The following is a 13,914-nucleotide window of genomic DNA, read 5'->3' on the forward strand; positions in this document are numbered from 1 at the left end:
TATTTCGTACATACTGTCTAGTAGATTGCTAGAGAGGTTCGAAAGGGAGAATGAATTATGCTGAAGACTATGCTGAACAACGGAACAAAAAAAAGAACTCTTTTTATACTATTATTCCTGTGCTGTACTGTAGCTTTACTGATAAACTTTCAAAGCGCTAAAGCGAAATCAATCGTCCTTGACGAGGTTGCTTCTCAAGCTTCAGTAACAGCAGAACTGAATGGTTCTCTGATGAGTTTAATAGATCTTGGAACAAAGACAACGGTATCCGGTTCTCCACTGCGTATCGTCTTAAAATGGCAAGGAGCAATCAGCGGTTACAATGATCCTTCAGTTGAAGTGGCTAAGCTCAGCATCCATCTTGGATTGACTGTACCGTCAGGAATAGAGGAAGAAGGGCATATGACCTATCGTTCAACAGCGGTAAAACCATATGGATCGAATCTCTCCTTATTTTGGAGTGATCTTGGAGAAGGAAATAGTTATGTTATTGTGACATTAGATACGTCGGACTTACAGAATGAAGCTAGCTTTCAGGGGTTTGCTGATGAAGTAAGTACAATCCTAGAACAAAATAACATCAAGGCAGAATGGAATGTATCTCTTCAAGGAATCGCTGAACAACAGGGAGGGCCTGAGGAAGTACTGTCGCAAACAGAAGGATTACTTATAGAGCAGTTTAAAGCTGTGAGTGAGAAAGAGAGTTATAAGGATGTCACAACAATCAGTCGCACTTATTCGATTCCTGATTTGAAACGCTCGGTAGTTAGCGGCAACCATTCGATTTCAGCGCAAATCGCAGTGCATCATGAAGATCAAAAAGGGACGAATCGCCTAACCATAGGCTTTCCATTAATAACCATAGAGTACTGACATATTTCTCTTTTATAAGCGAAGATATAGTTAATGATAAGAAATATTAATTGAAATTTGTGAAATCCCGAGAGTATTTGTCAGGAATGTGATAGCATCCTTTTTAGGAATATGCTAAAATGACATAACGTCGTTAATCATGTACTACTCGACGCTGAGAATGTCAATAAACTATATTACATACAGAAAGATGAGGAGCCATGGCTGAAAATCAAACCCTTGATGCACTGCACACACCCGGTGCTGTCTTTTTTATCTTTGGGGCAACCGGAGATTTAGCCCGGCGTAAGCTTTTCCCGGCGATTTACAGCTTGTACCGTGAAGGTAAGCTGGCACATGATTTTGCGGTAATTGGCGTGGCGCGGCGCCCGCGTACTCAGGAAGAATTTAGAAGTGATGTGAAGGATTCCATCCTTGAATTCTGCCGTTATAAAGCAGGAGACGAGAGTGAATGGAACGAGTTTGTACAGCATTTTGAATACAAATCTCTGGACATCAACGATATTGACGGCTTCCGCGAATTGAGAGCTCAAACAGAAGCTCTTGAAGAGAAGTTCAGAATTCCGGGAAATCGGATGTTCTATCTTGCCCTGGCACCTGAATTGTTCGGCAGTGTCTCGTTCAACCTTAAGGCTGGCGGCATGTTGGATAGTACAGGATGGAATCGTCTCGTAATTGAGAAGCCTTTCGGATACAATCTGGAGTCAGCTGAGCAGCTGAACGAGCAGATCCGTGAGGTATTCAAGGAAGAGGAGATCTACCGGATCGACCATTATCTTGGTAAAGAAATGGTACAGAATATCGAAGTCATTCGTTTCGCTAATGCCTTTTTTGAACCACTTTGGAATAATAAGCATATTGCTAATATTCAAATTACACTTGGCGAAACCGTAGGTGTAGAAGAGCGTGGTGGTTACTATGACCATGCTGGAGCCTTACGGGATATGGGCCAGAATCATATATTGCAACTGCTGACTATGATCGCAATGGAACCACCAAGCCGTCTGCTTGCTGAAGATATTCGTGACGAGAAGGTGAAGGTACTTCGTTCACTTCGTCCTTATGGCTCATCTGACGAGGTTCGTGAGAATGTCGTGAGAGCACAGTATATTCAAGGCTTGCACAATGGCAAGACCCTTCCTGCTTATCGTCAGGAAGATAAGGTTGATCCTGAATCAAGTACCGAGACGTATTTTGCTGCCCGTGTATTTGTAGATAACTTCCGCTGGGCTGGAGTTCCTTTCTACATTCGTACAGGCAAACGTCTGCCGGTGAAGACGACGGAAGTGGTAGTTGAGTTCAAGGGAATGCCAACCAATGTCTATTTGGGACAAAAGCATACGCTGGAGCCTAACCTGCTAGTTATCCGTGTGAACCCAATGGAAGGCATTTATGTAAAGATTAATGCCAAGAAGCCGGGTTCCGAGTCTGAAATTCAACCGCTCGCTATGGACTTCTGTCAGAGCTGCTTGGTTGGAATCAACTCTCCGGAAGCTTACGAGCGCTTGCTCCATGATGCGGCACGCGGAGATTCAACTTATTTCACTCGTTGGGATGAGGTATCGTCGGCATGGTCGTTCGTGGATCGTATTGCGAAGGCTTGGAAGGAAGAGTCGAGTGATCTATCTTCTTATCCTGCTGGCACATGGGGTCCGGTTGAAGCGGATCAATTGCTTGGCCAGGATGGTTTCCATTGGTGGCCGGTAAATGGCCAGGATGAAGATAATGTTGTGTGGCTGAAAAACAACTAAACTTTGAGTTAATGCTATCTCCCTGCAGAGGATGCAGGGAGATTTTTTGTAATGCTGAGATTCAGACGCCGCTCAGCCTCCCCAGGTCGCTTGGGCCAACAAGGCCACTCAGCCTCCCAAGACCACTCTGACTCCCAAGACCACTCTGACTCCCAAGACTACTCTGGCTCCCAAGACCGCTCTGAATCCAAATGCCGCACGGGCGAACTTGAGCATTTTTCAAATAACTGCACTTTGTACAATTAAAATCACATATTGGGTGGAAATTAGTCTTTTAAGTGTATTCTCTGCAACTATATTCTCCGTATAAGGCCGAAAAGCGAGCAAATTGTATTTTTAATTGCATCAAATACAACTAAAGGCGATTGGAAATGCTAATACTTCAAATAAGTGTAGGAAATACAACTATTTCACTATAAGAGACTGCGGAGAAATGTAAAACGAATTCAAGAGAGGGGCCTATATTCAACGGGTGGCCATGGGGAGCCCCTGTTTTCAATTCACACACACCTCTTTGGAACGGACCGAGCGGACCTTATCCTCCGAAATGCATGTTTTAGTCGAGCTTACGGACGAATGTATGCGAAAAACCGAATACAATGTGCCTCCGGTAACGTAAACGAGCCAAATGTATGCGAAAAACCGAATACAATGTGCCTCCGGTAACGTAAACGAGCTAAATGTATGCGAAAAACCGAATACAATGTGCCGCCGGTAACGTAAACGAGCCGAATGTATGCGAAAAACCGAATACAATGTGCCGCCGGTAACGTAAACGAGCCGAATGTATGCGAAAAAACGAATACAATGTGACGGGGGTAACGTAAAAGAGCCAGCGCTGTTATCCGCCCTGAATCACCCGATAATGGGCTTGTTATTAGGGAATAAGTGCAACACGATCCGGTCCGTCCCTAATATATGCGCTCATTTCATCGAAATAAAGGCCATACGATCCGTAAGCGGAACCTCACTACGAAGGTGTATATTATACGAGTATGGAACGGATGTACTCAGCTTGTAACTCTACCTCCAAGGACGTCGTCTGGCGTTTTACTTGTTGAGCTATGAGAACTGGTGAACTTTATATAAACCTGAATTGGGAGATATTTTGCTGCACAAGCTTTTTTGTAGATAATGTCTACCTTGTTTTGTTATACTTTAGAGGATGCTTTCACTTGAAGCGGACTGGAGCTAGACCTAAGATAGCTATTCATTCAGAAATGAAGGGGTATGAACAATGAGCAGAGCACCGATTTGATGATAACCCCAGTGTAATTGAAGCAGAAGCATGAATTTTATATATGAAGGGATATGTGTAATGAACAAAGCAATAGATCAGAAGCTGGAAAAGGAAGTGGACAGACGCAGAACCTTTGCGATCATTTCCCACCCGGATGCGGGTAAAACAACTTTAACGGAAAAACTACTGTTATTCGGTGGTGCTATCCGTCTGGCGGGAACGGTTAAGGCCCGTAAGGCGAACAAGCATGCAACGAGTGACTGGATGGAAATTGAGAAGCAGCGGGGGATTTCTGTTACTTCCTCTGTGATGCAGTTTGATTATTTGAATCACCGCGTGAATATTTTGGATACACCGGGTCACCAAGACTTTAGTGAGGACACCTACCGTACACTAACAGCTGCGGATAGTGCGGTCATGCTTATAGACGTGGCAAAAGGTGTGGAAACCCAAACGACCAAGCTGTTTCAGGTATGTGCCAAACGTGGGATTCCGATCTTTACCTTTATTAATAAACTGGACCGTGAAGGACGCAGTCCGTTTGATCTGATGGAAGAGCTGGAGCAGGTACTTGGTATTCGCTCTGTGCCTATGAACTGGCCGATCGGTAGTGGCCGTGAATTGTGCGGTGTGTATGACCGGATGAAAAATCAGGTAGAGCTGTTCCAAGGTGACGATCATTCCGTAATCAAGGTACAAAAGGTTGATGGATACCGTGATCCAATCATTCGTGAAATGGCTGGAGAGTATCTGCATGATCAACTGTGTCAGGATCTGGAGCTGCTGGATGTAGCAGGTGATGCTTTTGACTATGAAAAAGTACTAAATGGTGAACTTACACCTGTGTTTTTCGGTAGTGCGATCAACAATTTCGGCGTACAGACTTTCCTCGATAATTTCTTGGATCTGGCACCGAAGCCTGAACCACGCCGCAGCACTTCAGGTTTGATAGAGCCATTGAATGAGAAGTTCACTGGCTATGTGTTCAAAATCCAAGCCAATATGAACCCGGCTCACCGTGACCGGATTGCTTTCCTGCGTATTGTATCCGGGAAGTTCGAACGGGGTATGAGCGTAAAGCATGTGCGTGCGGGTAAGGACATTAAGCTGGCCCAGCCACAACAATTCTTGGCACAAGACCGTGATATCGTAGAGGAAGCTTATCCGGGAGATATTATCGGGCTGTTTGATCCAGGTATTTTTAGAATTGGAGATACACTGAGCCAGGCCGGAGATTTGGAATTCGATGAGCTGCCAACATTCTCACCTGAGATTTTTGCTAAAGTAAGTATTAAAAATGCTTTGAAATCGAAGCAGTTCCAAAAGGGTGTCGATCAGCTGACTGAAGAGGGTATGATTCAAGTATTCCGCACGGTTAACTTCGACGATATTCTGCTCGGCGTAGTTGGACAGCTGCAGTTTGAGGTATTTGAGTACCGCATGAAGGGTGAATACGGTGTAGATGTTCAGTTGCAGCGTATGCCATACCAGTTTGCGCGTTGGATCGTAGATGATACTAAACCGGATGCGAGTAAGTTCCGTATTAACTCTACGCTCGTTACAGATAAGAAGGGCAATTTTGTCGTGTTGTTCGAGAATGAATATGCTATGCGGACAGCGATGGATAAGAACCCAACAGCTAAGTTCCTAGAGATGGCTCCAAAAGCATTACTATAATTGAGGATAACATCCTAAATATTAATTAAAAACCTCCGCCTCCTGACGTGCAATTGCACAATGGAGAAGCGGAGGTTTTTGACTAGTTGAGGCTAGTTTAAGATGTGATATCCCCGGGAGTAATCGTCTCCAGGTGATCATGCAGCATAGAAACCAAATTATCTTGTTTAGCGGTATCTAAGTCCTTCCATATCATTTCGAACACGGCGCCAAGTCCCGGGAGTGCTGCTTCCGGTCCGTCTACCGAGCCTTCAATCATATGCCGCAAATCTTCTTCAGATTGACCATGCACTTTATGAATAATCGCCTGGCGTAAGTCAATAGTAACCGGCATCATGTACCTCCTTTTTTGAAATGTAGTTATATTTACTTCGTTATAATGTACCCTTTATAGGTGCTGGAAATTCAAGTTTTTGCTCGCGTATGCTATACTGTTTGAGATATAGAAATGCTACGGGAGGTACATATAGACATGGCCAAAAAACAATATGCCATCATTGGTATGGGACGTTTCGGATCCAGTGTTGCAAGAGCGCTCAGCGGTATGGGGTTTGATGTACTTGCGATTGATGCAGACGAGCAGCGGACACAGGAGATTTCAAATATAGTAACATACGCCGTATCTGCAGATTCAACGGATGAGGAGGCGCTACGCGCACTAGGAATTCGCAATTTTGATGTGGTGGTTGTGGCAATTGGAGAGGACATCCAAGCAAGCATTCTGACAACTTTAATCCTGAAGGATCTTGGAGTGCCAGCAATTATCGCAAAAGCCAAAAGTGAGCTGCACGGAAAAGTATTAGGCAAAATTGGTGCGGACAAAGTGATTTACCCTGAACGGGATATGGGAACGAGGGTTGCTCATCATTTGGCTTCGCCTAATATATTGGATTATATTGAGCTGTCACCGGATTACAGTATTTTGGATATGAAGGTATCCGGTTCGATGCTCGGGAAAAATCTACAAGAGCTCGACATTCGGGCAAGATTTGGTTGTAACGTAATGGCCATTCGCCAAGGTGAAGAGATGAACATCTCCCCCCGTGCAGAGGACCGCTTGGTCGATGGGGATGTTCTTGTAATCGTTGGACATAAGGATAACTTGACGAAGCTGGAGATTGCGTATCAGTAGGTGGGGCGATTCTGATGATAAGCGTTATTACGAGAAAATAGGACTTCCGGTCGCTGTTGTCTCCAGATTTTTTGATTTGAGTCGCCTGCTGCGGATTAAATCCGGAGACAGCTTATGCTTTCGAAGCGAGCTTTACTACGTAAAGCTTTCGGGCGAACGCTACGCTCCTACAGTTCCAAATTTCCTCTCCACAACGTTTTCATCAGGTTTATAGGGTAGTAGAGAAGAACAAGAATAAGAAAAAGAGCAAAGAGCAAAGAGCAAAGAGCAAAGATATAAGAATAAATGGCAAGGCATAAGAAAGGAAGACTTTATGGAAATCATGTCTCCGCAAAATACGCGGGTTAAAGAATGGGCCGGGCTGCAAGAGAAAAAGCATCGTGACAAGGCTCGTAAATATATCGTAGAGGGCGTCCATCTAGTACAGGAAGCGCTGCTGGCTGAAGCAGATGTGGAATGCCTTGCCTATGACCTCGACAAAGGAATGCCCGCTGAACTCAAGGGGCTGCTTCAGGCCGTTCAGGGCATGGAAGTGATTGGCGTCTCGGCGGCCATCATCTCGAAATGCAGCAGCACCAATACACCGCAGCCGGTGTTCGCAATCGTACGGAAGGAACAGCAGGCGGTAGAGGCTATCCTATCGAAGAAGGATAGTCTAGTGGTTGTCCTGGACGGGGTCCAGGACCCCGGCAATGTCGGCACTATCATCCGCAGCGCGGATGCAGCGGGAGCAGACGGAGTGATCCTCGGCCAAGGCTGTGCCGACCTCTATAACCCGAAGACCATCCGTTCCACGATGGGCTCGATGTTCCATCTCCCGGTGGTAGAGGGAGATTTAAGTGAGATTTTGCCGCAGGCCCGGGACAATGGAGCGCTGCTGGTGAGCACTTCACTGCAAGGGGAAGAATCGTGCTATCAGCATGATTTTCATGGCAGCCAGTGGCTGCTGATTGGCAGCGAGGGCAAGGGCATCTCGCAGGAAACGGCGCGACTCGTGGACAAGAGTATCATCATCCCGATGGCGGGCAGAGCAGAATCGCTAAATGCGGCTATGGCTGCGACGATTTTGCTGTTTGAGGGGATGCGGCAGCGGGGGAGTTTAACAAACAATAATTCCAGTTGTGTGTGAGTTGTAATTCATATTGTCACTTATTGGAACGCAGTTTGTCACTTATCTGTATCGTCAATTTGTCACAAGTAAAAAAGTCCTGATGATCAAGAAACCCTTGATACATCAGGACTTTTTCCTTTTTTGTTTTATTTTTCACTAAATTGATCTTACTAGAAAGACGAAAATAGCTTGATTTTGATTCATCTTCAAATTGTACTATCAAATCCTTCTGATTTTCATATAGAGAGTATAGGCAAAGGTATTAAGATACGAGTAGGTGATAATCAGACAAAAATCCAGTAAAAGGTCTAGAGGAGGCACAACAATGAATATAGAGAAGTTAAAAGGACTATTTACTCATCCTCCGATGGAGTATAGGTCAGTTCCGTTCTGGTCCTGGAATGACGATCTTACGCAGGAGGAGTTAAACCATCAGGTAGAGGGATTTAAGGAACAGGGTATGGGCGGCTTTATGATGCATGTACGGGAAGGATTGGAAACGCCTTATCTAGGAGAAGAATTTTTTGATCGTATTCGGGAGACCGTGCAGACTGCGAAGAAGGAAGGAATGTACGCCTGGCTTTACGATGAAGACAGGTATTCCTCAGGTATGGGCGGCGGAGCTGTGCCAAGGCTTGGTGGTGATGAGGTTCGCGCCAAAGCGCTTACTTTAGAAAAGACAATGGAATTTATTCCAGACGACAAGATAGTCGCCGTATATGAAGTTATGCTACTGGACAATCAACTCTCAGAGTTTGTTTTAATAGATCATGCTGCTCTATTAGAAGGGGCAGTACCTCAGCAGGGCTACAGTTTTCTTATATTCAGAAGGGAGATCGCTGCTGCAAGTGAATGGTGCCACGGGGACACTTATACAGACAACCTGAATCCAGAGTCGATTCGTCTCTTTTTGCAAAGTACTCATGAACTTTATAAAAAAGAGATTGGAGAAGAATTTGGCAAGACAGTTCCAGGAATATTTACAGATGAACCGACATTTGGCGGATATGGAGAGAACAGTGCATCTACACTTGTATGGTTAAGTTGGTCAGATGTTTTTCCGGTATATTTTCAAAAGAAAAATGGCTACTCGATCTGGGAGGCACTCCCGCTGTTGATGTACACAGGTGAAGGGATGTACAAGGCTCGCTTTGATTATTGGTTAACGGTTACTGAATTGTTCTGTGAATCCTATACACAGCAAATCAGTAATTGGTGCCGGGAGAATGGCCTTCAATTTACGGGGCATTTTCATTCCGAAGCTAGCCTTACTGGTGCGACAAAAACAACGGGAGCCGTCATGCCGCATTATCGATACCTGGATGTTCCAGGTATTGACACGCTTGGAGAGCAAACCGATGAAAATCTGACGATTAAACAAGTATCCAGCGTTGCCCGGCAGTTTGGCAGAAAACGTGTTATTACAGAAACTTACGGGGTAACCGGTTGGGACTTTACTTTTGAAGGTCGAAGATGGCTTGGGGACTGGCAGTTTGTGCAGGGCGTCAATTTTCTGACGCATCATCTTGCGTTATATTCACTTAAGGGTTGCCGGAAGAGAGATTATCCGCCGTCCTTTAATTACAATAACAACTGGTGGGAGTATAACCATATTCTCGAAGATTATTACGCCCGTCTCTCAGCAGTACTGAGCCAAGGGGAGGTTGTACGCGACATTCTAGTATTGAATCCGGTATCCTCTATTTGGTCGATGCTAGGTCCAGGATCTGGAAGTGACGATCATGGAAGCAGACGCAAGCTCAGTGATTATGAAGGGGAATATGCGAGATTTATCAACCTTCTTCTAGCTTCACATTATGATTACGATCTGGGCGATGAATTGATTATTCGCGACAGCGGCGCAATAAGAGACGGGAAGTTTGTTGTTAACCTTGCTGCCTATACCGTCGTAGTGCTGCCTCCGATGAATAACATTTTTGGTACGACAGCTGAATTGTTGCGGGAATTTCTGGATTCCGGAGGGAAGGTCATCGCTGCCGGGGAGTTACCATTTCTCGTAGATGGGTTGCCATCTAATCTTATGGAGAAGTTGAGCGACCATGAAGGCTTCGTGCAAGCGGGAACTCTGGATGCAGTGCCGGATTGGCTAGAGAACATACTCCCTCGTGAAGTAAGTATCCGAAACGAAAACTACCGTGAGGCGGAATCATTCCTCTATATGTTGAGGGATCTAGAAGACAGCCGAATCCTCTTTGTAGTAAATAACGATCGACAAAAGGGAGCGCGTGTGGAAATATCATTGCGAGGAAGTGGACGTCTCGAGGTTTGGGATATGTTAACCGGAACTTCAGAAGAAGTGGAGACTGTCGAAAAGGATGGGATGACTTATTTTGTTGATTCCTTTGGACCAGCTGATTCCAAGCTGTATGTGTTGAACTCGCTTCCGCAAGAAGAGGCACCTTCTGAGCTCAAGCAGTTCCATGAAATGCCACAGCAAATTATTACGGCACTTGGTCCGGTCAGTAAATTCAGCAGAACAGCACCCAATGTGTTAACGCTGGATCGGTGTAGCTACTCCATTGGGAGCAGTCTCTTATCTGAAACTATGGATGTGTGGCAAGCGCAGCAGCAGGTACGTGAAGTGCTTGGTATGCGTCAGGTATTTAGCAATGGCGGAATACAGCGTCATATGTGGGTCCATAGTCCACATGCCAACGATGGGGCTTATGTATCCTTTGAATTTAACGTTGAAGTTGTCGACGTACCAGAGGGAAATGTATATCTCGCTATCGAGCAGGCCAATAGATTTACGGTCACACTGAACGGAAGCGTAGTGAACAATTCTGCCGAAGGCTGGTTTCTGGACCGTAGCATAGACAAGCTTCTTCTGCCGCGGCTTAAGCTGGGTCATAATACATTGACGATTAGCTGTTCTTACATGAATGATATGGAGGTCGAGGACTGTTATTTGATTGGGGATTTCGGAGTCTCTGTTGATCGACGAATTGTGAAGGAGAATGAAACGCTGCGCTTTGGCGATTGGTGCCTGCAGGGATATCTGCACTACTGTGGAAGCATTGTCTACCATTTGGAGTATAACCATGTGATTCATCAAGAAGAGAATGAAGCCGTCCTTCTAGAGCTTGGAGAATATAATGCGGTCACTGTCGATGTCCGTATCAACGGGCAACACGCGGGACATATCCCATGGTCGGCAGTCAAACGTCTCGATGTTAGCAAGCTGCTTGTCCCTGGATTAAATAAGATAGACATTGAGGTCGTTGGAAGTCCAAGGAATATGCTTGGGCCGTTGCATCAGGCAGGGACCCAATACAACTGGAAGGAATGGTGGGATTATCGTCGTACAGGTCAGGAATATACGCCTGAATACGTAGTTACCCCATATGGTTTGAATGGACAAGTGCATATATATCGTCAGAAGAAAGGCTAACATCATTTCCATAACCAGAGCTGATAAATAAAAGAGGGTGAAAATATGAGTATGCTACAACCTTATGCATTGACCATTAAAAACTACTACTCCACAGTGGGTATTGACACAGGATATCCGATCTTTGCATGGCAGTTGAGCAGTCAATTTCAGGAACAGAAGCAAACCCATTATAGAATTGTTGTAGCGCAGGATGAAAATTCTTTGGCAAAAGAAAATAACTTGCTATGGGATAGTGAACAGGTCGCCTCCGAAGAACAACTGGGAGTAATGTATAATGGACTACCGCTGCAAAGTACTGCGAAATATGTATGGAAGGTCGCGGTGTGGAATCCGGAAGGAAGCTTCTGCTGGAGCGAGCCGCATACCTTTGTTACCGGATATCTGGATAATAAAGAATGGAATGCTGAATGGATAGGAAGTGGAAAAGCAACGCCTTTCTATGCTCGTTATAGCTTTGAACTGAATAAGAAAGTGAAGTATGCGTTTGCTCTAGTATCGGGTCTTGGACATTTTAATCACTATATGAATGGCAGTAAGGTCGGTGATCACGAGATAGATCCAGGATGGACAAATTATCAAAAATCCGTTCAGTATGTCGGGTTTGATATAACTACACATTTGCAGTCGGGTAGCAATGTTATCGGCTTACATCTCGGGAATGGTTTTTTCGCTGGCGATAGCGGGGGGCGCCACTTTTACACGATGGATAAAGGATATGAGCCTTATGGAAGCCAGCTTATGGTAATTGGCGAGTGGCATATAGAATTCGAAGATGGAAGTCGGTCTATTCTCCGAACGGATGCTGAAGGTTGGAAGGTACGTGAGAGTGCAACAAGGCTGGCCAATGTGTATGGCTCTGAAAACTTCGATGCGCGGATATATCCACATGGATATTATACTCCGGGATTTGATGACAGCGAGTGGCAGAAGTCAAAGGTCCTGAAGCCACCAGTGGGCAAACTGGTCAATCAGAGCCAACCGCCCGTGAAGGTTAAGCGAGTTTATGAAACATTGTCTATCACTGAACCGCTGCCTGGTGTTTACGTGTTCGATCTGGGCCAGAATATGGCGGGGATGTTTGAAATATACGCCAGCGGTCCAGCGGGTAGCAAGGTGACCATCAAACCGGGTGAACTGATGAGAGAAGATGGAACCATCGCTACGCCATGGGATATTGTGACTTATTCTGAATTTACACTTGCCGGAACAGGGGAAGTGGAGGTCTGGAAGCCAGATTTCTCCTACTTCGGTGCGCGATGGTTGCAAATTGAGGGTTGCACTCGCGACGAAGCCGACAAGAGTAAGCCATTTATTCATGATATCAAAGGACACTTTGTCACCTCGGCTTCCAAGGATGCAGGTACACTAACAACAGATGATTCACGAATAGAAAAGCTTGCATTCATTATCACTAAGGCCATTGAGAGCAATCTGCAAAGTGTGCATTCAGATTGTCCAACGATTGAGAAGCTTGGTTGGCTGGAGGCCTCAGGACTAATGGGTCCTTCAATCATGTATGTTAAACAGGCAGAAGAGCTCTTTCTGAAAATTGTGAGAGATATGATGGAAGCGCAGACTAGTGATGGTTTGATTCCGGATATTGCGCCTGAATATTCACTCTTTGCTGATGGATTTCGGGATTCAATCGCATGGGGAATTTCACTCCTAGCGGTGCCTAATTTATTGCTCGAAAGATACGATAACGTTACCGCTATTGAAGAGGCTTACCCGGCAATGAAGCGTTACATGGATTATCTAAAAACAAAAGAAATCCATAATGGCCTGATCGGCCACGGGTTAGGGGACTGGGGAATTCAGCCTCAGACAGGCGGTGATTATATAGAAAATGTGGAAACCGCATTTTATTATGAAGGCTATCGTTTAATGGCTAAATTTGCTAATATGCTAAACCTTGTGGATGATTATAAACATTATAAGGCAGAAGCAGAGAGAATTAAAAATAATTATAATAGATTACTCTTAACTTCTTCACCAGACGATAGTTTGAAATATGCGTATCATAAGCTTGGCGGTTCGTTTGATCCAATGAACCAGGTGATTCAGGCTATTCCTCTAGCTTTCGAGCTTGTGCCTGAAGAGAACCTAAAGGATGTTGAGCTTGCTCTATTCCATACCGTTTCATCACGGCAGTTGCATTCCGGTGAAATTGGTTTGAGATACTTGTTTTTAGCACTTTCCCGTATGAAACGTAACGACATTATTATGGATATGATGATGCAGCCGGAGCATCCAAGCTATATTCGCTTTGTTGAACGTGGAGAAACGTCGTTACCAGAGTTCTGGAATGACGATGCTCGATCCCGAAATCACGATATGATGGGGCATATTCTGGAATGGATGTATAGGGAACTCTTGGGTATTAAGTCCGCTTGTAAAGCTTTTAAGGAGATTAATATTGCTCCATTTAAAAGTGAACGTGTGAAGCATATTAAGGGTGTCCATCATTCTGTACGTGGAGAGATTGGAGTTGAATTTGCTCATTCTGATGAGGAAATCATGCTTAATGTGGAGATACCGGCCAATACGACAGCTACATTACACATTCCTCTTCTAAAAAGTGAGTCTCAGTTGCTAGAGAATGGTGAACTAGTCCCCTATGATGAAGTTTCAGAGGATACACAGGTTTATGCGCGGCTAAAAATTGGTTCTGGCAGTTACCGATTCGTAAACAGGCTCTAGAACCCACATGGTATC

General features: G+C 45.0%; 8 protein-coding genes. 7 read left to right on the forward strand and 1 reads right to left on the reverse strand.

Annotation, left to right across the window (positions count from 1 at the left end; all coding sequences use genetic code 11):
- Positions 1-57 precede the first annotated feature (57 nt).
- The 3 genes from NSS67_RS07070 to NSS67_RS07080 all read left to right on the forward strand — a co-directional run bounded on the left by NSS67_RS07070 (position 58) and on the right by NSS67_RS07080 (position 5,541).
- The gene (locus NSS67_RS07070) at positions 58-873 is read left to right on the forward strand and encodes a YwmB family TATA-box binding protein (protein ID WP_339318893.1); all 816 of its coding nucleotides are present in this window, start codon (positions 58-60) and stop codon (positions 871-873) included.
- Between the two features lie 200 nt (positions 874-1,073).
- Positions 1,074-2,624 carry a glucose-6-phosphate dehydrogenase gene (gene zwf / locus NSS67_RS07075; RefSeq protein WP_339318894.1) on the forward strand — a complete coding sequence of 517 codons (1,551 nt, stop codon included), beginning with the start codon at positions 1,074-1,076 and terminating at the stop codon, positions 2,622-2,624.
- A 1,318-nt stretch (positions 2,625-3,942) separates the two neighbouring features.
- On the forward strand, positions 3,943-5,541 hold the full coding sequence (locus tag NSS67_RS07080; RefSeq protein WP_339318895.1) for a peptide chain release factor 3: 1,599 nt from the start codon (positions 3,943-3,945) through the stop codon (positions 5,539-5,541).
- Positions 5,542-5,638: 97 nt separating this feature from the next.
- On the opposite strand, the gene NSS67_RS07085 is transcribed toward NSS67_RS07080, so the two are convergent.
- On the reverse strand, positions 5,639-5,875 hold the full coding sequence (locus NSS67_RS07085; protein ID WP_339320522.1) for a small acid-soluble spore protein SspI: 237 nt from the start codon (positions 5,873-5,875) through the stop codon (positions 5,639-5,641).
- A 138-nt stretch (positions 5,876-6,013) separates the two neighbouring features.
- On the opposite strand from NSS67_RS07085, the gene NSS67_RS07090 reads away from it, so the two are divergent.
- The 4 genes from NSS67_RS07090 (at position 6,014) to NSS67_RS07105 (ending at position 13,899) form a co-directional block, all read left to right on the forward strand.
- Positions 6,014-6,673, forward strand: coding sequence for a TrkA family potassium uptake protein (locus NSS67_RS07090; RefSeq protein ID WP_339318896.1), 660 nt, complete (start codon positions 6,014-6,016; stop codon positions 6,671-6,673).
- Positions 6,674-6,986: 313 nt separating this feature from the next.
- The gene (locus NSS67_RS07095; RefSeq protein ID WP_339318897.1) at positions 6,987-7,802 is read left to right on the forward strand and encodes an RNA methyltransferase; all 816 of its coding nucleotides are present in this window, start codon (positions 6,987-6,989) and stop codon (positions 7,800-7,802) included.
- 307 nt (positions 7,803-8,109) lie between these two features.
- Complete coding sequence (locus tag NSS67_RS07100; protein WP_339318898.1) at positions 8,110-11,196, forward strand: glycosyl hydrolase; 3,087 nt, start codon at positions 8,110-8,112, stop codon at positions 11,194-11,196.
- Positions 11,197-11,241: 45 nt separating this feature from the next.
- A complete protein-coding gene (locus tag NSS67_RS07105; protein WP_339318899.1) occupies positions 11,242-13,899 on the forward strand; it encodes a family 78 glycoside hydrolase catalytic domain in 2,658 nt (885 codons plus the stop codon).
- The last annotated feature ends 15 nt before the right edge of the window (positions 13,900-13,914 follow it).

Source organism: Paenibacillus sp. FSL R10-2734, assembly GCF_037963865.1.
In the GTDB taxonomy this organism is placed as follows: domain Bacteria; phylum Bacillota; class Bacilli; order Paenibacillales; family Paenibacillaceae; genus Paenibacillus_AQ.

Excerpts from the sequence above, each read along its gene's own strand:
- NSS67_RS07070 (WP_339318893.1), top strand. The coding sequence starts at position 58 with ATGCTGAAGACTATGCTGAACAACGGAACAAAAAAAAGAACTCTTTTT.
- zwf (WP_339318894.1), top strand. The coding sequence starts at position 1,074 with ATGGCTGAAAATCAAACCCTTGATGCACTGCACACACCCGGTGCTGTC.
- NSS67_RS07080 (WP_339318895.1), top strand. The coding sequence starts at position 3,943 with ATGAACAAAGCAATAGATCAGAAGCTGGAAAAGGAAGTGGACAGACGC.
- NSS67_RS07085 (WP_339320522.1), bottom strand. The coding sequence starts at position 5,875 with ATGCCGGTTACTATTGACTTACGCCAGGCGATTATTCATAAAGTGCAT.
- NSS67_RS07090 (WP_339318896.1), top strand. The coding sequence starts at position 6,014 with ATGGCCAAAAAACAATATGCCATCATTGGTATGGGACGTTTCGGATCC.
- NSS67_RS07095 (WP_339318897.1), top strand. The coding sequence starts at position 6,987 with ATGGAAATCATGTCTCCGCAAAATACGCGGGTTAAAGAATGGGCCGGG.
- NSS67_RS07100 (WP_339318898.1), top strand. The coding sequence starts at position 8,110 with ATGAATATAGAGAAGTTAAAAGGACTATTTACTCATCCTCCGATGGAG.
- NSS67_RS07105 (WP_339318899.1), top strand. The coding sequence starts at position 11,242 with ATGAGTATGCTACAACCTTATGCATTGACCATTAAAAACTACTACTCC.